The organism is Marimonas lutisalis (genome assembly GCF_005434965.1).
Taxonomy (GTDB): domain Bacteria; phylum Pseudomonadota; class Alphaproteobacteria; order Rhodobacterales; family Rhodobacteraceae; genus Marimonas_A; species Marimonas_A lutisalis.
This window is the reverse complement of record NZ_SKCI01000005.1, coordinates 46,749-66,935: the sequence shown is the minus strand read 5'-3', so window position 1 is coordinate 66,935 and position 20,187 is coordinate 46,749. Positions and strand designations below refer to the sequence as shown.

Below are 20,187 nucleotides of genomic sequence, written 5' to 3'. Positions count from 1 at the left end.
CCCTGGGCTTTGGCGCGAATGTGCGCGCGAAGCGGGGCGAGGCGCAAGCCCGAATGCGGCGATCAGCGTGTCGCTGACGGAACGGAATTTCGTGCGAACAGGATGAGGCAGAGCGCCATCAGCACGGCCGCGAGCAGGAAAGGCGCGCCGGGCTGGTAGACGGAGGCGCCTTCGCGGGTAAAGGCGGCGAATGTCTGGGTCATGGCAAGCGGCGCGATGATCATCGCCATCGAGTTCGCCGAGGTCAGCACGCCTTGCAATTCGCCCTGCGCGTCATCGGAGACGGCCGTGGACATCGCGCCCTGAAGCGCGGGCAGACCCACGGCGCCAAGCGCCACGATCGGGATCAGGAACAAAAGCAGCGTGCCCGAAGTGATGAAGGCGGTGATCAGGAGCGAGATCAGCTCGACCCAGAGGGCGAAAAGCACGGTGCCGCGATAACCGAGAATCCGCATCGAGGGGCGCACCGCAAGGCCCTGCACGAGCCCGAAGAAGAGCCCGTAGATACCGAGCGAGAGGCCGATCGTCGCCTCGGTCCAGCCGAAGCGCTCGGTGGTGAAATAGGCCCAGATCGCGGGGTAGACCATGCCGGCCACCTGGTAGACGAAATAGACCAGCAGAAGCGCGCCTAGTCCCGGGAAGGCGGTGATCGAGCGGAAGGCGCCGAATGGGTTGGCGCGGCTCCAGCGGAAGGGGCGCCGGATGGCATCGGTTACGGTTTCGCGCAGCACCAGCGCGCCCAGAAGCGCGTTGGCCAGCGCCAGAGCGCCGGCGGCCCAGAAGGGCGCACGGGTGCCGTATTCGGCCAGAAGACCGCCCAGCACCGGGCCCAGAACGAAGCCGATGCCGAAGCCCGCACCGATGAGGCCGAAGCGCGCGGCCTTCTCATGCGGGGCGGAAATGTCGGCGATATAGGCATTGGCGGTCGCATGGGTGGCTGCGGTGATGCCGCCGATGATCCGCCCCAGCAACAAAAGCCACATCGAGCCTGCGAGTGCCATGATCACGTAGTCCGCAGCCATGACGAGAAGCGAGATCAGCAGCACTGGCCGGCGCCCGAACCTGTCGGAGAGCGCGCCGATGATGGGCCCGAACAGGAATTGCATCACGGCAAAGACCGTGGACAGGATGCCGCCCCAGATCGCGGCCTGCGCAATGCTGCCGCCGTCGATCTCGGCGATCAGCGCGGGCATGACCGGCATGATGAGGCCGATCCCCATGGCATCGAGCACCACGGTCATGACTATGAAGAGAACGGGCAGGCGGGCTGACATGGAAAACGCGCGAAAAGGACGGGTCGCGCGAAACTAGGGGCAAGGCGGGCCGCAGGGAAGCGCTTTGGGCTGATGACTTGGGGGAAAGTCAGGTATTCCTTACCTTTCGGAGGGCAAAGCCCGCACGGCTGCAGAGAAAGCGCGTGCCTCGGCGGAGGCATGGCCCATCTGCTGCACCGGGTCGAATATGGCCGAAAAGTCGAGATCGGGATGTGCTTCGGCGGCCAGGTCTGCCAGCGGGCGGGCGGTTTGGGCCGCCTGCCGGCAGAGTGCCTTGGTTTCGGCCTGCGCCTCGGGGCGGGGGAGCTTGGCCGTGAGCGCAAAGCTGAGCGCCTCGGCATGGATGAGACCCTGACCGGCGGCCAGCGCGCCGGCCATGGCCTGCGGGTTAGGTGAGAGGGTTTCAGCCAGTTTGGTGGCATGGTCGAGCGCCGCCGCGGCCCCCAGGCAGAGCTGTGGGAGGGCCAGCCATTCGGAGAACCAGGCCGGGCCGTCGCGTTCCAGACGGTGCACGCCCGCGCCCTGAAGCGTGGCATTGAGTGCCGTGGCCTGATGCGCCAGCGCCGACAGGACACCGGGGCCGACGGGGTTCTGTTTCTGCGGCATGGTCGAGGAACCGCCCGAGGTGCCGAGCGTGACCTCGGCTATGCCGGTCATCGTGAGGGTGATCAGATCCTCGCCCATCTTGGCCAGCGCCGCGTGCAACCGGGTGATCCAGGCGGCGAGCGTCAGGATCGGGGTGCGGTCATTGTGCCAGGTGCGCCCGGGATCCGTCAGGGCCAGCCCCTGGGCCAGCGCCGCGCGGGTTTCGGTGGCGGTGTCCCCCAAGGCCGCGCCGGTGCCCGCCGCGCCCGAGAGCGAGACCCAGAGCCGGGCGCGCAGGCCGTCGATTTCGCCCAGCAGGGTGAGCAGGGGCGCCCCCCAGGCCGCGGCCACCGCGCCAAAGCTGGTGGGCGTGGCATGCTGGCCCCAGGTGCGCGCTGGCATTGGCAGATCGGCATGGGTGTCGGCCAGTTGCGCCAGCGCCGTCAGTGTGGCGCGTAGCCCGGTTGCATAATGACCCAGAACCTGTTTCAGCCGCAGCATCAGGGCAGTATCGATAATGTCCTGGCTGGTCGCGCCCCAGTGGACGTATTGGGCGTGTTCGGGCGCCTCCATCGCCTTGCGGAAGGCCGCAACAAGGCCCGGCACGCTGACGCCGTTCTGGCCCGTGGCCTCAGCCAAGCCGGCCGGGTCGATCTGGACCTCCATGGTGGCGCGCTGGATGAAGGCGGCGGAGGTTTCGGGGATCACACCCAACTGTCCCTGCGCCTTGGCCAGCGCGCCTTCGACCAGCAGCATCGCGCGGACCTCGGCGCTGTCGGTGAAGAGCCGGCCCACCTCGCCGGTGGGAAACAGGCGTGCGAAAAGAGGGCTGTCGAAGACGGATCCTGCCATGGGTGTGTTATCCTGCGATTTGCGAAAGCAGGGCCGCGAGCCCCGTGGGATCGGCGAAGAACGGGGAATGGCCCGTGGGCATTTCGTAGACATCCGCGGGCGGCCATTGGGATGTCATCGTGACCTGGTATTCGGGGGGAATGGTGCGATCATCCATGCAGCGGATATAGCTGCGCGGCACCCGGGCATAGTTGTCGCCCAGCGGGCAGGGGGTTTCCTGTGGCGCGACGGCCTGAGCGCAAAGACGGGTGTTGGCATAGGCCACCGTGCCGTCGGGGCAGTCGTGGTAGAAAACCTCTTGCGTCTTGGCGGGATCGATGCGGAAGCTCATGCCATCCTCGGCGCGCATGACCGCCGGCATCAGTGGCTGGTACGGCGCTTCGCGCCGCATCTCGGCCAGGCTGAGGTTGTCCTTGGGCACATAGGCGCAGAGATAGATCAGGCGGTTGATTTTCTCGGGGGCCTGCTCGGCGGCCAGCGAAATGGGGTAGCCGCCCATGGAATGCCCGACGAGGGTGACTGGTTTGTCGATGGCGTCGAGGATCGCATCGGCATAGGCCTGAAGCGTGATCTGCGGGATCGGGGTAAGGTCACCACCATGACCGGGCAGATCGATGGCCCTGGCGGTATGGCCGAGATCTGTGAGAGCCGGGATCATGTCGCGCCAGCACCAGGCGCCGTGGCAGGATCCGTGGATCAACAGGAAGTCGGCCATGCGATACTCCGGTCAAGGGCACATTTCGCGGCGAATAATGACGTAGCGTCAGGCGGAATGCAATGCAGAGGCGAACCTAGCCATGGCCGATCTCGTGAAGGAACGCGGTCAGGATGCGGGCGTATTCCGCGGGTTGTTCGACACAGGGCAGATGGCCGGCGCGGCGGATCAACTCGAACCGGGAGCCGGGGATCAGATCGGTGGTTTCGCGCACCAGGTCGGGCGGGGTGGAGCCGTCTTCACTGCCCGCGATGCCGAGGCAGGGCAGGCGCAGCCCGGAAGTGGGCGTGTAGAAATCGGTGCCCGAGATTGCCGCGCAGCAGCCGGTATACCCCTCGACCGTCTGGCGGATCAGCATGTTGTGCCAGCCATGGAACTCATCAGTTTCACGGAACGGTTTGGAAAACCAGCGTTCCAGAATGCTGTCGGCCAGCGCCTCGATTCCACCCTTGCGCACGGCGGCGATCCGGTCATCCCACATCTGCGGCTGGCCGATCTTGGCGGCTGTATTCGACAGCACGATGGCGCGCACCTGGTCGAGCCGCTTGACGGCGAGGCCCTGCGCGATCATCCCGCCGATCGAAAGGCCGACGAATACGCACTCCCTGACCTCAAGATGATCGAGGAGCCGTTCGGCATCGCGCACCAGCGTGCCCATCGGGTAGGGCGCGGGCGTGGCATCGGAAAGACCATGACCGCGCTTGTCATAGCGGATGTATTTCAGACCCTTGGGCAGAAGCGGCAGCACCTTGTCCCAAAGCCGCAGGTCGGTGCCCAGCGAATTGGCAAAGACCACGGGCGCGCCATCGGGATCGCCGTCGATACGGTAGTGCAGGCGAATATCGCCGAGATCGGCCATGAGCATGGTGCTGTGTCCCCTGATTGTCTGCCCCGGTTATGTGCGGCAGAGCTGCGGGGGATGTCAAATGTCTTGGCCGTCCTAATGCGTGACCACCGCCATCCCGGCCAGGATCAGCAGCCCGCCCATCGCATCGCGGGGGCCCAGGCCCTCGCCAATGACCCAGGCATAGCCCAGCACCGCCACTGTTTCGACCGCGATGATAAGCAGATAGAGCACGCCGAGGTCGATCCCCCGCATCAGGTGAACCTCGGATTGCGTGGCGGCGAAGAAGCCCAGCAGCAGAAGCGCCAGCGCAAAGAAGCTCCAGTTGCCCGAAGCCATCTTCATCCCGATCGTGGCAATGGCACAGCCGGTTGCCGCGACCAGGATGAAGGCAAAGGTCTTTATGAAAGAAGCATCCATTGAAAACTGCGGCGGCACTATTGACCGGAAACCTGCGAACCACCCACCGAAAAAGTTTTTTATGTAATAAGGGCAGGATGCCGCAGACAGCGCCAGACAGGTAGTCAGGTATTCCTTACCGGTCGTCGTGCATCACCATGTGGGCCATGATCTGTCCGTGATCCGAGGCCAGCTTGTTATAAGGCGCTTCGGGGTGCGAGCCGTCGGTAAGGTGGTCGTTGAAGGCGCTGAAATATTCCATCTCGCCGATCTTCTTTGCGTAGTCGGGGTGGAAGTGGCGGGACATATAGATCTGGTCGATCGACTCGAACACGCCGCCGAAGGCCGAGGTATAGACCATGTCGCGCAGGGATTTTCGGACAAAAAGCTTTTCGGCCGAGTGCAGCCGCACGCGTTCGACGCTTTCGGTGATGCGTTCGTGTTCTTCTTTCGAATAACGGTCCTGGTCATGCTTGGCGTCGTGGCGCAGCATCCAGCTGTAATTCTTGAAGGGCAACTCGCCGGTGACGATCTCGCTGCTGACGGCGTGTTCGCCGTCGTTGAAATCGCCCATGGCCATGACCGGGCGGCCCCGATCGAGTTCGGCGAGGACTTCGCGGCGCAGCACCCAGGCCTCGGCCATGCGGCGGATGCCGGAACGCAGCGATCCCATGGCGCGTCCCGCCGGATCGTAAGAGAGCAGGTTGGCCTCGGGCGCGAAGGGGGCGCCCTTGGGTTTGAGGTGTTCGCCGAGTTTCGATTTGAAATGGCAGTTGAACAGCGTGATCACCTCGCCGCCGACGGGGATGCGCGCCTTGAGGATCGGGCGAGAGAGCCGGGTGATTGTGTAGTGCCCCGCATCTTCGCCGGTGAGTTCGCGGAACGGGATGCTGAGCGGTTTATCGAGATGCTGAAGCACTTGGGGCGGCTCGGCGAAGCCAAGGCGCGACACGATGGCGAGGCCCGGGCGGCGCTTGCCCGGTTCGCCGTCGTTGAGATTAGGGGCGAAAGCGAGTGCCGCGTCGCCATAGGGTGTGTAGGCCAGTTTCCGGAAGATTGCCTTCTTGCGGTAGGGTTTCGAGGAGTCGGGCAGCGCGGCATCGTTCAGGTTGCGACCGCGCTGGTCGGCCTCGGCCAGCACATCACGCAGGGCGTCTTCCTCGAACACTTCCTGAAAGCCCACGATGTCGGCGTCCATCGACAGGATCTGATCTGCGAGCCAGGCGCGTTTCCAGGCGTATTCCTCGGGCGTGTAGGTCAGGAATTCATAGAATTCCTTGTCCGGGCCGATCAGGTTCTTGACGTTGAAAGAGGCAATCGTGAAACGGGTCATGGCGGGCCTTTCCTTTGGCACAATGGTCTCGGGCACGGTGCCGGGTGTCAACCGGCCCGCGGGCGCGAATTTTCTGCGAAAATTCGGGGATCAGCCCGGCAGTGTCGCGAGGGCGCGCTGGTAGAGGCCCGGATCGACATTGCCGCCCGTGGTGACGGCAATCACCGTGTCGCCTTCGATCTCGTCACCATGGAAGAGCGCGGAGGCCAGCGCCACGGCGCCGCCCGGTTCGACGACGATCTTTAGCCGCAGGAAGGCCAGCGCCATCGCGCGCAGGACCTCGTCTTCGGTCACGGCGAGGCCTGGGCCGCAGAGGCGCTGCATGATCGGGAAGGTCAGTTCGCCCGGGCTGGGCGTGACGATGGCATCGCAGATCGACCCCGACATGGCCGCGTTGCGTTCGCGCCGGCCCGAGGCGAGCGAGCGGGCGGTATCGTCGAAGCCTTCGGGCTCGCAGGGGCGAGCGCGCAGGCCCGGGGCGTCGGCTTCGAGCGCGAGCGCGATGCCCGAGGTGAGACCGCCACCGCCGCAGCAGACCAGCACGTCGGCCTGCGCGATGCCTTCCTCGGCCGCTTGCTGCGCGATTTCCAGGCCGCAGGTGCCCTGGCCGGCGATGACCTGGGGTTCGTCGAAAGGCTTGATGAGGGTCAGGCCGCGTTCCCGGGCCAGCCGTGCGCCGATGGCATCGCGGTCTTCGTTGACGCGGTCATACAGCACCACCTCGGCGCCGAGTGCGCGGGTGTTGTCGATTTTCAGCTTTGGCGCGTCTTCGGGCATGATGATGACCGATGGTACGCCGTGCAGCGTGGCGGCATGGGCCACGCCTTGCGCGTGGTTGCCGCTGGAAAAGGCGATCACGCCCTTCGCGCGGGTCTCGGGATCGAGCGCGGAGACCGCGGACCAGCCGCCACGGAACTTGAAACTGCCGGTATGCTGCAGGCATTCGGCCTTCACGAAGAGCCGGCGCCCCGCGATCTCGTCCAGAAAGGGTGAACTCAGAAGGGGCGTGCGGCGCACATGGCCCTCAAGCCGCGCGGCGGCGGCGCGGATCATCTCGATATTCATAGGCGTTCAATCCATTCACGAAGGGCGGCGAGGCTTTCCGCCTCGTCGAGATAGGGGATATGGCCGCGGTCGGGGACTTCGGCCACGATCATGTCGGGACGGCGGCGGCGCATCTCGGCTAGGGTGCTTTCCATCAGGATATCGGAATTCGCCCCGCGAATGACGGCCAGCGGCAGGCCGGCCAGCGCATCGAACAGCGGCCAGAGATCGGGGGCGGGCTCGGACGCGGAGGCGAGCACGGCATCGCGCAGTTTCGGGTCGTATGTGATGCGCAGGCCGTCAGGCGTTTCATCGTATAGCCGGGCGATTTCCTCGCGGTAGCGGGTTTCGGGCACGTTGGCGAAACCGCGGATCACGTCGGGCCAGACCTTGAGCAGGTCGGCGAGGGTTTTGTGTGACGGGTTGCGGCCGATATAGGTGAGGATGGTTTCCAGCCCCTTTGGGTCAAGCTCGGGTCCGACATCGTTGAGCGCGACGCCAAGCAGGTGGTCATGCGCCGTGGCGGCCAACACCATCGCGATGATCCCCCCGCGCGACGTGCCGAGGATGGCGGCCTTGTCGATCACGAGATGGTCGAGCAGTTCAAGCGCGTCGCGCGCCTCGACCGCGGGCGTGTAGGTGGCGGGATCGGCCCAGTCCGAGCGGCCCCGGCCGCGATAATCGAGCCGGATCAGGCGCACCTTCGACAGGTGCGGCGCGACGAAATCGAAATCGCGCCCCTCCCGGGTGAGGCCTGACAGGCAGAGGATGGGCGTGCCAGCGCCTTCGTCGGTGTAGTGCAGCTTGATGCCATCAGAGGTTGTGAAGCTTGCCATAGTTCGGGTCTGCGATTTGCGGGATGGTGGTGAGATCGGAAAGCTCGTGCTGGGGCTGGCCCGGCAGGCGATCCATCGGCTCGCCCGCGCGGTTGACCCAGGCGGTGACGAAACCATAGGCCGCACCGCAGGCGGCATCCCAGCCGTTGGAAGAGACGAAGAGCACGTCAGATCTTTCGCAGCCGAAGCGCTGGCCGACAAGATCATAGACCGCCGGGGCAGGTTTGAAGATGCCGACGCTTTCGACCGACAGCACATCGTCGAGCAGATCGCCGATGCCGGCCGATTGCACCGCCCCGGCGAGCATGTCGGGCGAGCCGTTCGACAGAATTGCGGTAGACAGGCCCATCTCCTTGAGCCGCGCCAGCATGGCGGGCACCTCCGGGTAGGCCGAAAGCTCCCAGTAAAGCTGCAGCAGGCCGGCGCGCAGATCGGCATCTCCGGCAAGGCCCGTGGCCTCGAGCGCCCAGTCAAGCCCATCCTGCGTGACGGTCCAGAAATCGGTGTGATCGCCGGTCACCGCGCGCAGCCAGGTGTATTGCAGCTGTTTCGTGCGCCAATGCGCGGCCAGTTGCGGCCATGTGTCGGCCAGCGCCTCGCGCCCGGGTTCTCCCGCGGCTTCGCGGGCGGCGGCGGTGACATCGAAGAGCGTGCCATAGGCATCGAACACGGCGGTGGTGATGGGCATCGTTACGTCTCCCTTGCGGCGCACAGGGTGACATGGGCGCGGGCAGGGGAAAAGCGAAAAACGTGCGGGATTGTCGCGGGGGGCCTGTTTGCAATCACCGGACACGGCCGTTACGGTCGGAACTCATTTATCTGAGGAAACGTTCGCCGAACGGACGGAAAGGAGCCGAAATGAGCCAGGTCAAACAGGGCGATACCGTCCGTATCCACTACACCGGAACACTGAACGATGGCAGCGTGTTCGATTCGAGCGAGGGCCGCGATCCGCTGGAATTCACCGTGGGATCCGGGCAGATCATCCCGGGGCTGGACAGCGCCATGGAAGGCATGGCAGTGGGCGAAAAGCGCCGCGTGGAAGTGTCGAGCGACCAGGCCTATGGCCCGGTGCACGAGGAAGCACGCCGCGCCGTCCCGCGCGAGGAAATCCCCGACGAGATCCCGATGGAGGTGGGCATCCAGGTGCATGCCCATAACGAGCAGGGCCAGGTGATGACCCTGACCATCCACGAGATCACCGACACGCATGTCGTGCTGGATGCCAACCACCCGCTGGCGGGCAAGGACCTGATCTTCGACGTCGAGCTGGTTTCGATCGGCTGAGCCATGGGGCTGCCGCGCGGCGGCAGCTCATGCTAGGCTGGGGTGGCAACCGGAGGGCCGCCCCATGTCAGCCATCGAAAATCTGATCACCCGCATTCGCGATCTCCAGGACGAGCTGGAAGAGGAAATCGCCCGCAAGGGCGAGGCCTTTCGCTATCGCCTCGAGAATGATCGCGTTGTCTTCGAGGACGAGGTTCGCCGGCAGCATCGCAAGCTGCGGATCAAGTTATGGGAGTTTCTGCGCGCGACGCGGCCGATGGTGGTTCTGACCGCGCCGGTGATCTATGCGCTGATTGTTCCCCTGGTGTTGCTGGACCTGTTCGTCGCGATCTACCAGGCGGTCTGTTTCCCGGTCTATGGCATCCCCAAGGTGCGGCGCCGCGATCATGTCCGGATCGACCGGCACAAGCTGCAATATCTGAACGGGTTGCAGAAGCTGAACTGCGTCTATTGCGGCTATGCCAACGGCGTCATTTCCTGGGTGCGCGAAGTGGCCGGCCGGACCGAGGCCTATTGGTGCCCGATCAAGCATGCGGGCCGCATGGGCGCGCCGCATCCGCATTACCCGCTCTTCATCGATTACGGCGATGCCGAAGCCTATGCGGACGGGCTCGAAGCCTCGCGCGAACGCGTTCAGACGCTGGATGAAACGCCCGAGAGGTAGGCCGCGCTAGTCGCAGTCGAGCAGGATCGCACCGTGGCGGCCCGCCGCCTCGACCGCCTTGTGCGCCTCGGCGCATTGATCGAGCGGATAGACGGCGTGAACACGCGAATTCAGCGCGCCTTCATCCAGCGCCTTGTGGATGAGGCGGATCATCTCGGCACGCTCGTGCGGGGGCAGGATGTAGATCAGCGTGATGTCGATCTTGAGCGCCTTGAACAGCATCGGGCCAAAGGGAAAGGTGGGCGACATGTTTCCGGCCGAGCCGTAGGCGGCAATCGTCGAGAGCGGCGCCATGACCTGGGCCAGCGTGTCGGCATTCGGGCCGAACTCGCATTCCACCGCGCGGTCGATCGGCTGGCCGTCATTGGCGGCCAGGATATCCTCGACCAGGGAGGGCGAATGGTAATCGACGACGCTTGTGGCGCCGGCGGCGCGGGCATCATCGCCCGAACGGCCCGAGCCTACCGTGGCGATCACCTTGGCCCCGCCCCAGACCGCCAGCTGGATCGCCAGGTGCCCGACCGAGCCGCCGCCGCCCGACACCAGCAGGGTTTTGCCCTTGATCTCGCCGCCGCCAAACACGGTTTGCGCCGCGGTCAGAGCCGGAATGCCAAGCGTCGCACCGGTATCGAAGCTGACACCGTCGGGCAGGGGAACGGCGTGGCTGGCGGGCAGCACGATATGGCTTGCGGCGGTGCCATGCGGGCGCTGCCACTGACCGTTCCAGACCCAGACGCGCTGGCCCACGCGCATCGGATCGACGCCGGTGCCCACGGCCTCGATCACGCCGGCACCGTCGGAATGGGGGATGATCAGCGGATAGGGAGGCTCGGTCACGCCAGGGCGCGACCCGGCGCGCGCTTTGACGTCCGAAGGGTTCACGCCCGACCGGCTGAGCCGGACCAGAACCTCGCCCGCCGCCGGGTTGGGCGTGGGCATGTCGCGCAGGGCCAGAACCGCGTCGGCGGGGCCGAATTTCGTGTAGGTGATGGCGCGCATGATTGTTCCCTCCTTGGCGTGGTGCGGCCAAGAGAGCGACAATTCAGCGATTATGCAAGATGGCTCAGGTCCGGCGCAGGCGGATCACCACGTCAACCGAGGCGATTTCGGCTCCAGCGGGGGCATCGGGCAGGTTGGTGATCAGCATCCGCTCGTCCGAGGCGTCGGTCAGCTCGCCGGTTTCTTCCCAGAAGAAATGCGGGTGCTCGGTGGTGTTGGTGTCGAAATAGGATTTCGTACCATCCACCGTGATCTCGCTCATCAGCCCGGCGTCGCAGAAAGCGCGCAGCGTATTGTAGACGGTGGCCAGCGAAACCTTTTCGCCGGATTTCTGCACGGCGTCATAGAGGCTTTCGGCGGTGACATGACGGTGCATTCCGTCGCCCACGAGAAGCGAGGCCAGCGCGACGCGCTGACGGGTCGGGCGCAGCCCGCCCTCGGCCAGCCATGCGCTGCCACGTTTTCCGGCGGTATTGGTAATCTGTGCCATGGTGTTTTCGTCGCGTTTCCTGTGTTTCCAGAGAATATAAGGGCCAAGCCCCCCATGTTTCAAATGAAAATCGTTTTCGGCGCGACAAGGGCGGCCTTGCAGGACCCTTTGGCACGGTGTTACAGGGTTTTGGCAGACAAGAGGCCGAAAAGGACCATATCCAGCATGTCGCAATACCCGAGCAGCTTCACGAAAGAAGACCTTTTGAAATGCGCCCGAGGCGAGCTTTTCGGGCCGGGCAACGCACAGCTGCCCGAACCGCCGATGCTGATGATGGACCGGATCACCGACATTTCGGCCGATGGCGGCGCGCATGGCAAAGGCCACGTGTTGGCTGAATTCGATATCACGCCCGATCTGTGGTTCTTCGAATGCCACTTTCCCGGCAACCCTATCATGCCCGGCTGCCTTGGTCTTGATGGTCTGTGGCAGCTGACCGGGTTCAACCTGGGCTGGCGTGGCTGGACCGGCCGGGGCTATGCGCTGGGCGTGGGCGAGGTGAAGCTGAAAGGCATGGTGCGGCCGGACCGCAAGATGCTGACCTACAAGGTGGATTTCACCAAGGCCGTGCAGACCCGCCGCCTGACCATGGGCGTGGCCGACGGCATCGTCGAGGCCGACGGCGAGGTGATCTATGAAGTCAAGGATATGAAGGTCGCTCTGTCCGAGAGCTGAGCCAAGGGGAGGGTGCAGATGCGCCGTGTTGTCGTCACCGGTCTGGGGATCGTTTCCAGCATCGGGAACAATGCCGAAGAGGTTCTGGCCTCGCTGAAAACCGGCAAATCGGGGATCACCGCCAACGAGGCGATGAAGGAACACGGGTTCCGCAGCCAGGTTGCCGGTGCCGTCGACCTGGATGTGAGCGAGCACGTGGACAAGCGCACGCTGCGGTTCATGGGACCGGGTGCCGCCTATGCGCATATCGCGATGGGCCAGGCGATTGCCGATGCCGGGCTTGAGGAAAGCGATATCGTCAATCCGCGCACCGGCCTGGTGGCGGGCTCGGGTGGGCCGTCGACCAGCGCGATGTTCGCGGCGCATCAGACGGTTCTGAAATCCGGCGGGACCAAGCGGATCGGGCCGTTCGCAGTGCCGAAATGCATGAGCTCGACGATCTCGGCCAACCTGGCCACGGCCTACAAGATCAAGGGGATCAACTATTCGATCACCTCGGCCTGTTCCACGAGCCTGCACTGCATCGGCAATGCAGCCGAGCAGATAATGCTGGGCAAACAGGACGTGATGTTTGCCGGGGGCGGGGAAGAGCTCGACTGGACCTTGTCGTGCCTGTTTGACGCGATGGGCGCGATGTCTTCGAAATACAACGATACCCCCGAGAAGGCGAGCCGCGCCTTCGATTCCGATCGCGACGGGTTCGTCATCTCCGGTGGCGGCGGGATTGTCGTGCTGGAGGACCTGGAACACGCGCAGGCGCGTGGCGCGAAGATCTATGCCGAGGTCACCGGTTTTGCCGCGACATCGGATGGCCACGACATGGTGGCGCCCAGCGGCGAGGGCGGCGAGCGCGCGATGCGGCTGGCGCTCGAGTCGCTGCCGGAAGACAGAAAAGTGAGTTATATCAACGCACACGGCACCTCGACCCCGGTGGGCGACGTGGGCGAAGTGGAAGCGGTGCGGCGGGTGTTCGGTGAAGGCAGCACGCCGCCGATCAGCTCGACCAAGTCGATGACGGGCCACAGCCAGGGCGCGACGGGGGCGCAGGAGGCAATCTATTGTCTGCTGGCGCTGGAGCATGATTTCATCATCCCGTCGATCAATGTCGACACGCTCGACCCGGCGATCAACGCGGGCGAAATCGCGACCGCGCTGGTGGAGAATGCCGGGCTTGATTCAGTGATGACGAACTCGTTCGGGTTCGGTGGTACGAACGGGTCGATGATCCTGTCGAAATTCAGGGGGTAACGCCATGGGCGACCGGATGAAGGGCAAGCGCGGGCTGATCATGGGGGTCGCCAATGATCGCTCGATCGCCTGGGGGATCGCCAAGGCGCTGGCCGACGAGGGGGCCGAACTAGCCTTTACCTACCAGGGCGAGGCCTTTGGCAAGCGGGTACAGCCGCTGGCGGAATCGCTGGGCTCGGATTTCATGGTCGATGTGGACGTGACCGACGATGCATCGCTTGATGCGGCCTTTGCCGGGCTGGCGGAGCGCTGGGACCGGATGGATTTCCTTGTGCATGCGATCGCCTATTCCGACAAGTCCGAACTGACCGGTCGCTTCCTCAATACCTCGCGGGATAACTTCAAGAATTCATTGGATATTTCCTGTTATTCGCTGATCGAGGTGGCGCGCCGGGCCGAGCCGATGATGACCGAGGGCGGCACCATTCTGACGCTGACCTACCAGGGGTCGAACCGGGTTGTGCCGAATTACAACGTGATGGGCGTGGCCAAGGCGGCGCTGGAGGCGACGGTGCGTTACCTGGCCAACGACCTGGGACCGCAGGGCATCCGCGTAAACGCGATCAGCCCCGGCCCGATGAAGACGCTGGCCGGTGCCGCGATCGGCGGGGCGCGCAAGACCTTCAAGCATACCGAGCAGAACGCGCCGCTGCGCAGCAACGCGACGCTGGAAGCGGTGGGCGGCACGGCGGTCTACCTGGCCTCGGACGAGGGCGCCTATACCAGTGGCGAGATCATTCGCGTCGATGGCGGCTATCACGTGCTGGGGATGCCGCAGGCGGAAAACCTGTAATCCGCGCAAGGTTTATCGCAGCTTTGCCAACGAGTCCTTAACCGCGCGTTCAGCGTTTGCGGAAGGTCAGGTAGTGCGGCGTGCGGCCTTCTCGCAGGGCCTTTTGTTCATAGCGCGTGGAAATCCAGTCATCCCAGGGCTCGCGCCAGTCGGCCGGGCGCTCGGCCAGCCAGTCAAAGCCGTGTCGCGGCACCTGTTCGAGCGTCTGGCGGACATAATCGGGGATGTCGGTGGCAACCCGGAAGATCGCCCCGGGTTTGAGAATTTTCACAAGCGGTTCAAGGTGTTCCGGGGTCACGAAGCGACGGCGGTGGTGCTTTTTCTTGGGCCAGGGATCGGGATAGAGAAGGAAGGCGCGGGAGATCGAGCCCTCGGGCAGCACATCGAAGAGATCGCGCGCGTCGCCGGGGTGGATGCGGACATTATCGCAGCCGGCTTCGCGGATCTTGCCCAGGAGCATGGCCACGCCGTTGATATAAGGCTCGGCCCCGATGATACCGACCTCGGGGTGGATGGTTGCCTGGTGAACGAGGTGTTCACCGCCGCCGAATCCGACTTCGAGCCAGACCTCGCGCCCGCCGAAAAGAGCGTTCAAATCCAACGGGTTGCGATCGGGGTTCACATCCCATCCGACAGGGCCGGGCGAGAGTTTTTCAAGGTCTTCTTCCAGATAGGCCTCCTGCGACTTGCGCAGGCCCTTGCCCTTGATCCGGCCATAGAAATTGCGCCACGGCGCGCCCGAGTTGTGATTGGCTTTGCTCATGGCCCGCGTCCTAGCGCCGGGGCGCGCGGGGCGCAAGCGCGCGGTGGGGTTAACGGCGCGCGGTTGGCGGAAAAGCGGGGGGTGACTTGCGGCTGACATCCGGCTGACATCCGTGCACCGCCGCAACGCGGCATTCGTTAACCGAAAAGTCATTAACGCAGCGTGCGGAGTTTTGTGCGTTTGCGCACATTAGTATTCGAAAAATTTGGAATGGTGCGAATGGGGCGGATGGCCCAGGTGTTAGGCAGCCGCCCGCGAGACGGGCCGATTGCAACGTGAACAGGACGAAAGACATGGATACTCTTAAAACCGCACAAACCTGGGCCGCGCCGCTGGGGCGCGTGCTCCTCGCGCTGATCTTCATCATTGCCGGGGCGCAGAAGATCACCGGCTATGAAGGCACCCAGGGCTATATGGAAATGATGGGCGTGCCGGGTGGCCTCTTGCCGCTGGTGATCCTGACCGAACTGGGCGGCGGCATTGCGCTGCTGCTGGGATGGCAGACGCGGATCGTGGCCTTCCTTCTGGCGGGCTTTACCCTGCTGTCGGGGTTGATCTTCCACTACCTGCCGGCGCTGGGCCTGGAGGGCATGGAAGCGCAGATGCAGATGATCAGCTTCTGGAAGAACGTGAGCATCGCCGGCGGCATGCTGATGATCGTGAGCCTGGGCGCCGGGGCGTTTGCGCTGGATCGTGGGGAAAGCCGCGCGACGGTGCCGGCGGAGTAATTCCCCCGGGAAATCCAGCGAAGGCCCTGCCCGTTCGGCGGGGCCTTTTGCGTTTGGCCCGCCCCCTCGGGCAAACGCCCGCCCACCCACCCCGTTTGCCTGAGGGGGCGGGGGCGCGGTTTTGGGCGCCGGGCCGATGGTGGACGTGGGGTTTTGAGTATTTCGGCCAAGAAAGAGCGGGGAAGAGCGCCGTTCAGAGGCTGGCCGAGGGGCGGGCGGCGATGCTGTCGAACCAGGCGCGGGTGTCGTTGTTGCCTTCGGGGATGCGGGCGCGGATCACGCGGGCGAAATCGATGAAGACGAAGGCGGTGATGTCGGCGAGGGTGAAATTGTCGCCGGCGAGGTGGCGGCTGTGGCCCAGGCGCTCTTCGACGAGGTTGAAGAAGGCGGCGACGCGGGCATGGCCGCGCTGGGCCAGTTCGGGGATCTGCGGCAGGTTGAGCGGGCCGGGCAGGGCACGGTCCTTCATCGCGGGATGGGAATTGCGCAGCGCCTCGGCCACGGCCATGCCGCCCTGGTGTTCCGAAATCGCGTTCCACATCGCGACAAGGCCCTTTTCATCGGCGTTGCGGCCCATCAGCGGCGGTTCGGGAAAGCGGGCTTCGAGATAGGTGGCGATGGCGACGTTTTCGGTAAGCGTGGTGCCTTCGTCGGTGACCAGAACCGGCACGGTGGCGCGCGGGTTCACGGCGAGGAAGTCCGCCGAGAGCTGTTCGCCCTCGGCGATCGAGATCTGGCGGGTGTCGATCTGCAATCCCTTTTCGGCGATGAACATGCGGGCGCGGCGGGGGCTGGGGGCGGTGGCGCAATCATAAAAGAGCATGGGCTGGCCTTTCCTGTTGTGCGCAAGTCTGGCCGGGTCCGGGCCTATATGCCAGCAGGACGTTGCGGCGGCGGGCATGAAAAAGGCCCCGCCGGGCGGGGCGGGGCCTTGTTGTAGGTTTTTTCGGATCAGACGGCCTTTTTCAGCGCCTCGACCAGGTCGGTCTTTTCCCAGCTGAAACCACCGTCGGCATCCGGCTCGCGGCCGAAATGGCCATAGGCGGCGGTGCGCTGGTAGATCGGCTTGTTCAGGCCGAGCTTCTCGCGGATACCGCGCGGGGTGAGATCCATTGCCTGGCCCACGGCCTTTTCGATCGCCTCGTCGGCGACCTGGCCGGTGCCGTGGGTGTCGACATAGATGGAGAGCGGTTTCGACACGCCGATGGCATAGGCGAGCTGCAGCGTGCAGCGGCTGGCGAGCCCGGCGGCCACGACGTTTTTCGCGAGATAGCGCGCGGCATAAGCGGCCGAGCGGTCGACCTTGGTCGGGTCCTTGCCGGAAAACGCGCCGCCGCCGTGGGGCGCCGCGCCGCCATAGGTATCGACGATGATCTTGCGGCCGGTCAGGCCGGCGTCGCCATCCGGCCCGCCGATGACGAACTTGCCGGTGGGGTTCACGTGCCATTCGGTGTCGGCGCCGATCCAGCCCTCGGGCAGGACTTCGCGGATATAGGGGGCCACGATTTCGCGCACGTCATCCGAGGAAAGATCGGGATCGAGGTGCTGGGTGGAGAGAACGATCGAGGTGACGCCGACGGGCTTGCCATCTACATAGCGCACGGTGAGTTGCGATTTCGCGTCCGGGCCCAGTTTCGGTTCACGCCCGGATTTGCGCACCTCGGCGAGGCGGCGCAGGATGGCGTGGGCATACTGGATGGGCGCGGGCATCAGCTGGGGCGTTTCATCGACGGCATAGCCGAACATGATGCCCTGGTCGCCGGCGCCTTCGTCCTTGTTGTCGGCGGCATCCACGCCCTGGGCGATGTCGGCGGACTGGGCATGCAGATAGCTGTCGACCTTGAGGTTGGCCCAGTGGAAACCTTCCTGCTCGTAGCCGATGTCACGCACGCAGTCGCGGGCGATCTCTTCGACCCGTTTGATCACGCTGCCGGGGCCGCGGACTTCGCCGCCGATGACGACGCGATCGGTGGTTGCGAAGGTTTCGCAGGCGACACGGGCCAGCGGATCGGCCTTGAGGAAGGCATCGAGGACGGCATCGGAAATGCGGTCGCACACCTTGTCGGGGTGACCCTCGGACACGGATTCCGAGGTGAAAACATAGTTCTGACGGGCCATGAGAAGTGCTCCATTAGGTGTTAGCCCGACACGCCAGGAAGCCGTTGTGCCGGGAGGTCACAACTGGTTACGCGGGGGCGTGGCCCGGGTCAATGGCTATTTCGCGGGCGCCCGGCGCCACCAGGCCAGGCCGAGCGCCAGCAGCATGAGGAGGGCGATGGGCGCGTCGCCGGTGCGGGCATAGGGCGTGGGCGGCAGCACGGGCGGCAGGGCGGCATCGGTATAGCCGGCCGTGCCAAGCGCCAGCCGGGCGGAAACGGAGCCGCGCGGGCCGATCATCGCCGAAACGCCGGTATTGGCGACGCGCAGCATCGGCAGGCCCTGTTCGATGGCGCGCATGCGGGCCTGTTGCAGGTGCTGGTAAGGCCCCGAGAACTGGCCGAACCAGGCGTCGTTGGTGATCTGCAGCAGGACGCGGGGGCGGGCCGGGGCGGCGCCCACACCCTGGGGAAAGACGGCTTCGTAGCAGATGAGCGGCAGGGCGCGGCCGATGCCCGGCAGCGACACGAGCCGCGGACCGGGGCCCGAGGAATAGCCGTAGCCTTCGTTGGTGGCGAGGCCATGAATGCCCATCTGGGCCGCGATATTGCCCATCGGGATGTATTCCCCGAAGGGTACGAGATGGTGCTTGTCATAAAGCGCGCGGACCTGACCCGCGGGGTCGAGCACGACGAGCGAATTGTAGAGGCGCGGCCCGTCAAGCCGGCGCAGGCCCAGCACCACGGGCGTGCCGCCTGCGGCCTGCGAGATCATGCGCAGCGGCTCGCCCGCGTTGTCGAGAAACCAGGGGATCGCGGTTTCGGGCCAGACGACGAGATCGGGCGCGGGTCCTTCGGGTGCGGCCGCGGTAAAGCGCAGCTGGCGTTCGAAGAAGCCGTTGATATGAGCGGGGTCCCATTTCTGGTGCTGGGGGGCGTTGGGCTGCACCAGGCGGATGACGGGGGCATCCGCGGGCGGGCTGGCCGGGCGGCCGAGCGGAATGGCCGCGGCGAGGAGCAACGCGTAGAGCCCGAGCATGGGCAGCGCGCGCAGGCGGGCGGGGGTGAGAAGGCGCCAGAGCGTGACCGCCACGGCCAGCGCGGCGGCGGTCAGCCCGTGCGGGCCGATGTAGGCGGCGTAGATGGCGGCGGGGCTGGCGGCCCAGGCATAGCCCAGAAGCGCCCAGGGAAAGCCGGTGAGCACGTAGGAGCGCAGAATTTCGGCAAGCGTGAGCGCGGCGATCCAGGCCAGCGGCCGGCCGCCCGCGCGCCGCGCCGCCCAGAAGGCGACGCCCCAGAAAAGCGCGAGCCCGCCGGACAGAAATACCAGGGCGAAGGGCGCCATCCAGCCATGGCGGGCGAAATCGACGAAGAAGGGCTCGACGATCCAAAAGAGCGCCACGGCGAAATAGCCGGTGCCGCCGGCCCAGCCGATCCAGAAGGCACGTGCCGCTGTGTGGCCCACGCGGAACATGGCGAAGAGCCCGGAAAGCCCCAGGAGCGCCACCGGCCAGAGATTGAAGGGCGCGTGGCCAAGCGCGGCGAGCCCGCCTGCGAGCGCGGTCAGCGCCATCAGCCGGCGCAGGAACAGCCGCGCGGCGCGAAACTCGAATCTCTCGATGGGGCTCTGGCCCGGCTCAGCCATCGCCGTGGCCGGGCAGGCGGACGCGCAGCCGCTTGATCCGGCGCGGGTCGGCGTCGATCACCTCGAACTCGGTCCCGTTGGGATGTTCGACCACCTCGCCACGCACCGGCACGCGGCCAGACAGCATGAAGACCAGACCGCCCAGCGTGTCGATCTCTTCTTCGTCGATATCCTCGGGCTCGGTCAGGGGCTGGCCGATCTCGGCCTCGAAATCCTCGAGCGGGGTCTTGGCCTGGGCCAGGTAGACGCCCGGCTTTTCTCGGGTGAAATACTGGTCTTCTTCCTGGTCGTGCTCGTCTTCGATCTCGCCGATGACCTGTTCGATCAGGTCCTCGATCGTGACCAGCCCGTCGACGCCGCCATATTCGTCGATCACCAGCGCCAGGTGGCGCCGCTCGGTCTGCATCTTCGACAGGAGCACGCCGATCGGCATCGAGGTGGGCACGTAGAGCAGCGGGCGCAGCATCTTCTTGAGATTGAAACGGTTCTTGGTGGTGCCGTTGAAACCGTGCTGAAGCGCGAAATCCTTGAGGTGGACCATGCCAATGGGCGTGTCCAGCGTGTCCTGGTAGACCGGCAGGCGCGTCAGGCCGCTGTTGCGGAACACCTCGACCAGGTCGGTCTTGGTGATGGTCGAGGGCACGGCGACGATCTCGGCCTTGGGGATCATCACGTCCTCGACCGCCATGCGGCGCAGGTTGAGCATGCCGGGCATGGCCATTTCGGCCGGGCGCGGGGCCTCTTCCAGACCGGGCGCATCCTCGTCCGAGGGGCTGAGCGCGCTGATGATGCGGCGGAAGAACCCGCCTGATGCGTTGTCTTGCTGGTCTGTCGGGTCCTGCGGCGCGCTTTGCGCCGCGTTAGAAGACCCCTCGTTACTGTCGCCCATACTTACCTTGTCCTGCGGGGCACCGGCC

General features: G+C 65.3%; 22 protein-coding genes and 1 riboswitch. Of the genes, 6 read left to right on the top strand and 16 right to left on the bottom strand.

Annotated features, from left to right (window positions below; all coding sequences use genetic code 11):
* Window positions 1-62: 62 nt before the first annotated feature.
* From E0501_RS18740 to E0501_RS18700, 9 genes are all read right to left on the bottom strand, one after another.
* Window positions 63-1,274 (bottom strand): TCR/Tet family MFS transporter, encoded by a 1,212-nt coding sequence (locus E0501_RS18740; RefSeq protein WP_137702945.1) that lies wholly within the window; start codon window positions 1,272-1,274, stop codon window positions 63-65.
* A 99-nt stretch (window positions 1,275-1,373) separates the two neighbouring features.
* Complete coding sequence (locus tag E0501_RS18735; protein WP_137702944.1) at window positions 1,374-2,711, bottom strand: lyase family protein; 1,338 nt, start codon at window positions 2,709-2,711, stop codon at window positions 1,374-1,376.
* Between the two features lie 7 nt (window positions 2,712-2,718).
* A complete protein-coding gene (locus E0501_RS18730) occupies window positions 2,719-3,426 on the bottom strand; it encodes an alpha/beta fold hydrolase (RefSeq protein ID WP_137702943.1) in 708 nt (235 codons plus the stop codon).
* A gap of 76 nt (window positions 3,427-3,502) precedes the next feature.
* Window positions 3,503-4,291, bottom strand: a complete 789-nt coding sequence (gene pcaD / locus E0501_RS18725; RefSeq protein ID WP_137702942.1) for a 3-oxoadipate enol-lactonase — start codon at window positions 4,289-4,291, stop codon at window positions 3,503-3,505.
* Window positions 4,292-4,366: 75 nt separating this feature from the next.
* A complete protein-coding gene (locus E0501_RS18720) occupies window positions 4,367-4,690 on the bottom strand; it encodes a 5-aminolevulinate synthase (protein WP_137702941.1) in 324 nt (107 codons plus the stop codon).
* Between the two features lie 115 nt (window positions 4,691-4,805).
* Complete coding sequence (locus tag E0501_RS18715) at window positions 4,806-6,002, bottom strand: endonuclease/exonuclease/phosphatase family protein (protein WP_137702940.1); 1,197 nt, start codon at window positions 6,000-6,002, stop codon at window positions 4,806-4,808.
* A gap of 90 nt (window positions 6,003-6,092) precedes the next feature.
* On the bottom strand, window positions 6,093-7,067 hold the full coding sequence (locus E0501_RS18710; RefSeq protein ID WP_137702939.1) for a threonine ammonia-lyase: 975 nt from the start codon (window positions 7,065-7,067) through the stop codon (window positions 6,093-6,095).
* A complete protein-coding gene (locus tag E0501_RS18705; RefSeq protein WP_137702938.1) occupies window positions 7,064-7,882 on the bottom strand; it encodes an alpha/beta fold hydrolase in 819 nt (272 codons plus the stop codon). Before E0501_RS18705 ends, E0501_RS18710 begins: the two co-directional genes overlap by 4 nt.
* On the bottom strand, window positions 7,860-8,570 hold the full coding sequence (locus tag E0501_RS18700; protein WP_137702937.1) for a haloacid dehalogenase type II: 711 nt from the start codon (window positions 8,568-8,570) through the stop codon (window positions 7,860-7,862). The genes E0501_RS18705 and E0501_RS18700 overlap by 23 nt, the downstream gene beginning before the upstream one ends.
* Window positions 8,571-8,740: 170 nt before the next feature.
* On the opposite strand from E0501_RS18700, the gene E0501_RS18695 reads away from it, so the two are divergent.
* Window positions 8,741-9,169, top strand: coding sequence for an FKBP-type peptidyl-prolyl cis-trans isomerase (locus tag E0501_RS18695; RefSeq protein ID WP_137702936.1), 429 nt, complete (start codon window positions 8,741-8,743; stop codon window positions 9,167-9,169).
* A gap of 64 nt (window positions 9,170-9,233) precedes the next feature.
* Entirely contained in the window at window positions 9,234-9,833 is a 600-nt protein-coding gene (locus E0501_RS18690) for a hypothetical protein (RefSeq protein ID WP_137702935.1), read from the top strand.
* Between the two features lie 6 nt (window positions 9,834-9,839).
* Here the strand turns inward: E0501_RS18690 and E0501_RS18685 are convergent, their stop codons facing one another.
* Together E0501_RS18685 and irr are read right to left on the bottom strand one after the other, a co-directional pair.
* Complete coding sequence (locus E0501_RS18685; RefSeq protein ID WP_137702934.1) at window positions 9,840-10,832, bottom strand: NADPH:quinone reductase; 993 nt, start codon at window positions 10,830-10,832, stop codon at window positions 9,840-9,842.
* Window positions 10,833-10,896: 64 nt separating this feature from the next.
* A complete protein-coding gene (gene irr, locus E0501_RS18680) occupies window positions 10,897-11,322 on the bottom strand; it encodes a Fur family transcriptional regulator Irr (RefSeq protein ID WP_137702933.1) in 426 nt (141 codons plus the stop codon).
* A 165-nt stretch (window positions 11,323-11,487) separates the two neighbouring features.
* Between irr and fabA the strand changes: the two genes are divergently transcribed.
* The 3 genes from fabA to E0501_RS18665 are packed head-to-tail and all read left to right on the top strand — an operon-like array spanning window position 11,488 to window position 14,038.
* Window positions 11,488-11,997, top strand: coding sequence for a bifunctional 3-hydroxydecanoyl-ACP dehydratase/trans-2-decenoyl-ACP isomerase (gene fabA / locus E0501_RS18675; protein ID WP_137702932.1), 510 nt, complete (start codon window positions 11,488-11,490; stop codon window positions 11,995-11,997).
* Between the two features lie 18 nt (window positions 11,998-12,015).
* Complete coding sequence (gene fabB, locus E0501_RS18670) at window positions 12,016-13,245, top strand: beta-ketoacyl-ACP synthase I (RefSeq protein WP_137702931.1); 1,230 nt, start codon at window positions 12,016-12,018, stop codon at window positions 13,243-13,245.
* A gap of 4 nt (window positions 13,246-13,249) precedes the next feature.
* On the top strand, window positions 13,250-14,038 hold the full coding sequence (locus tag E0501_RS18665) for an enoyl-ACP reductase FabI (protein WP_137702930.1): 789 nt from the start codon (window positions 13,250-13,252) through the stop codon (window positions 14,036-14,038).
* Window positions 14,039-14,087: 49 nt separating this feature from the next.
* Here the strand turns inward: E0501_RS18665 and trmB are convergent, their stop codons facing one another.
* Window positions 14,088-14,801, bottom strand: a complete 714-nt coding sequence (gene trmB, locus E0501_RS18660; RefSeq protein WP_137702929.1) for a tRNA (guanine(46)-N(7))-methyltransferase TrmB — start codon at window positions 14,799-14,801, stop codon at window positions 14,088-14,090.
* Window positions 14,802-15,094: 293 nt separating this feature from the next.
* On the opposite strand from trmB, the gene E0501_RS18655 reads away from it, so the two are divergent.
* The gene (locus tag E0501_RS18655) at window positions 15,095-15,529 is read left to right on the top strand and encodes a DoxX family protein (RefSeq protein WP_137702928.1); all 435 of its coding nucleotides are present in this window, start codon (window positions 15,095-15,097) and stop codon (window positions 15,527-15,529) included.
* Between the two features lie 193 nt (window positions 15,530-15,722).
* Here the strand turns inward: E0501_RS18655 and E0501_RS18650 are convergent, their stop codons facing one another.
* From E0501_RS18650 to E0501_RS18635, 4 genes are all read right to left on the bottom strand, one after another.
* A complete protein-coding gene (locus E0501_RS18650) occupies window positions 15,723-16,352 on the bottom strand; it encodes a glutathione S-transferase family protein (protein ID WP_137702927.1) in 630 nt (209 codons plus the stop codon).
* 128 nt (window positions 16,353-16,480) lie between these two features.
* Complete coding sequence (gene metK, locus E0501_RS18645; protein WP_137702926.1) at window positions 16,481-17,647, bottom strand: methionine adenosyltransferase; 1,167 nt, start codon at window positions 17,645-17,647, stop codon at window positions 16,481-16,483.
* Between the two features lie 6 nt (window positions 17,648-17,653).
* A riboswitch (SAM-SAH riboswitch) is annotated at window positions 17,654-17,703 on the bottom strand.
* A gap of 40 nt (window positions 17,704-17,743) precedes the next feature.
* A complete protein-coding gene (gene lnt, locus E0501_RS18640) occupies window positions 17,744-19,270 on the bottom strand; it encodes an apolipoprotein N-acyltransferase (protein ID WP_137702925.1) in 1,527 nt (508 codons plus the stop codon).
* Window positions 19,263-20,159, bottom strand: a complete 897-nt coding sequence (locus E0501_RS18635) for a hemolysin family protein (protein ID WP_137702924.1) — start codon at window positions 20,157-20,159, stop codon at window positions 19,263-19,265. The genes lnt and E0501_RS18635 overlap by 8 nt, the downstream gene beginning before the upstream one ends.
* Window positions 20,160-20,187 lie beyond the last annotated feature (28 nt).

What these genes read in the sequence shown, in the direction of transcription:
- E0501_RS18740 (WP_137702945.1), bottom strand. Translation starts at nt 1,274, where the DNA reads ATGTCAGCCCGCCTGCCCGTTCTCTTCATAGTCATGACCGTGGTGCTC.
- E0501_RS18735 (WP_137702944.1), bottom strand. Translation starts at nt 2,711, where the DNA reads ATGGCAGGATCCGTCTTCGACAGCCCTCTTTTCGCACGCCTGTTTCCC.
- E0501_RS18730 (WP_137702943.1), bottom strand. Translation starts at nt 3,426, where the DNA reads ATGGCCGACTTCCTGTTGATCCACGGATCCTGCCACGGCGCCTGGTGC.
- pcaD (WP_137702942.1), bottom strand. Translation starts at nt 4,291, where the DNA reads ATGCTCATGGCCGATCTCGGCGATATTCGCCTGCACTACCGTATCGAC.
- E0501_RS18720 (WP_137702941.1), bottom strand. Translation starts at nt 4,690, where the DNA reads ATGGATGCTTCTTTCATAAAGACCTTTGCCTTCATCCTGGTCGCGGCA.
- E0501_RS18715 (WP_137702940.1), bottom strand. Translation starts at nt 6,002, where the DNA reads ATGACCCGTTTCACGATTGCCTCTTTCAACGTCAAGAACCTGATCGGC.
- E0501_RS18710 (WP_137702939.1), bottom strand. Translation starts at nt 7,067, where the DNA reads ATGAATATCGAGATGATCCGCGCCGCCGCCGCGCGGCTTGAGGGCCAT.
- E0501_RS18705 (WP_137702938.1), bottom strand. Translation starts at nt 7,882, where the DNA reads ATGGCAAGCTTCACAACCTCTGATGGCATCAAGCTGCACTACACCGAC.
- E0501_RS18700 (WP_137702937.1), bottom strand. Translation starts at nt 8,570, where the DNA reads ATGCCCATCACCACCGCCGTGTTCGATGCCTATGGCACGCTCTTCGAT.
- E0501_RS18695 (WP_137702936.1), top strand. Translation starts at nt 8,741, where the DNA reads ATGAGCCAGGTCAAACAGGGCGATACCGTCCGTATCCACTACACCGGA.
- E0501_RS18690 (WP_137702935.1), top strand. Translation starts at nt 9,234, where the DNA reads ATGTCAGCCATCGAAAATCTGATCACCCGCATTCGCGATCTCCAGGAC.
- E0501_RS18685 (WP_137702934.1), bottom strand. Translation starts at nt 10,832, where the DNA reads ATGCGCGCCATCACCTACACGAAATTCGGCCCCGCCGACGCGGTTCTG.
- irr (WP_137702933.1), bottom strand. Translation starts at nt 11,322, where the DNA reads ATGGCACAGATTACCAATACCGCCGGAAAACGTGGCAGCGCATGGCTG.
- fabA (WP_137702932.1), top strand. Translation starts at nt 11,488, where the DNA reads ATGTCGCAATACCCGAGCAGCTTCACGAAAGAAGACCTTTTGAAATGC.
- fabB (WP_137702931.1), top strand. Translation starts at nt 12,016, where the DNA reads ATGCGCCGTGTTGTCGTCACCGGTCTGGGGATCGTTTCCAGCATCGGG.
- E0501_RS18665 (WP_137702930.1), top strand. Translation starts at nt 13,250, where the DNA reads ATGGGCGACCGGATGAAGGGCAAGCGCGGGCTGATCATGGGGGTCGCC.
- trmB (WP_137702929.1), bottom strand. Translation starts at nt 14,801, where the DNA reads ATGAGCAAAGCCAATCACAACTCGGGCGCGCCGTGGCGCAATTTCTAT.
- E0501_RS18655 (WP_137702928.1), top strand. Translation starts at nt 15,095, where the DNA reads ATGGATACTCTTAAAACCGCACAAACCTGGGCCGCGCCGCTGGGGCGC.
- E0501_RS18650 (WP_137702927.1), bottom strand. Translation starts at nt 16,352, where the DNA reads ATGCTCTTTTATGATTGCGCCACCGCCCCCAGCCCCCGCCGCGCCCGC.
- metK (WP_137702926.1), bottom strand. Translation starts at nt 17,647, where the DNA reads ATGGCCCGTCAGAACTATGTTTTCACCTCGGAATCCGTGTCCGAGGGT.
- lnt (WP_137702925.1), bottom strand. Translation starts at nt 19,270, where the DNA reads ATGGCTGAGCCGGGCCAGAGCCCCATCGAGAGATTCGAGTTTCGCGCC.
- E0501_RS18635 (WP_137702924.1), bottom strand. Translation starts at nt 20,159, where the DNA reads ATGGGCGACAGTAACGAGGGGTCTTCTAACGCGGCGCAAAGCGCGCCG.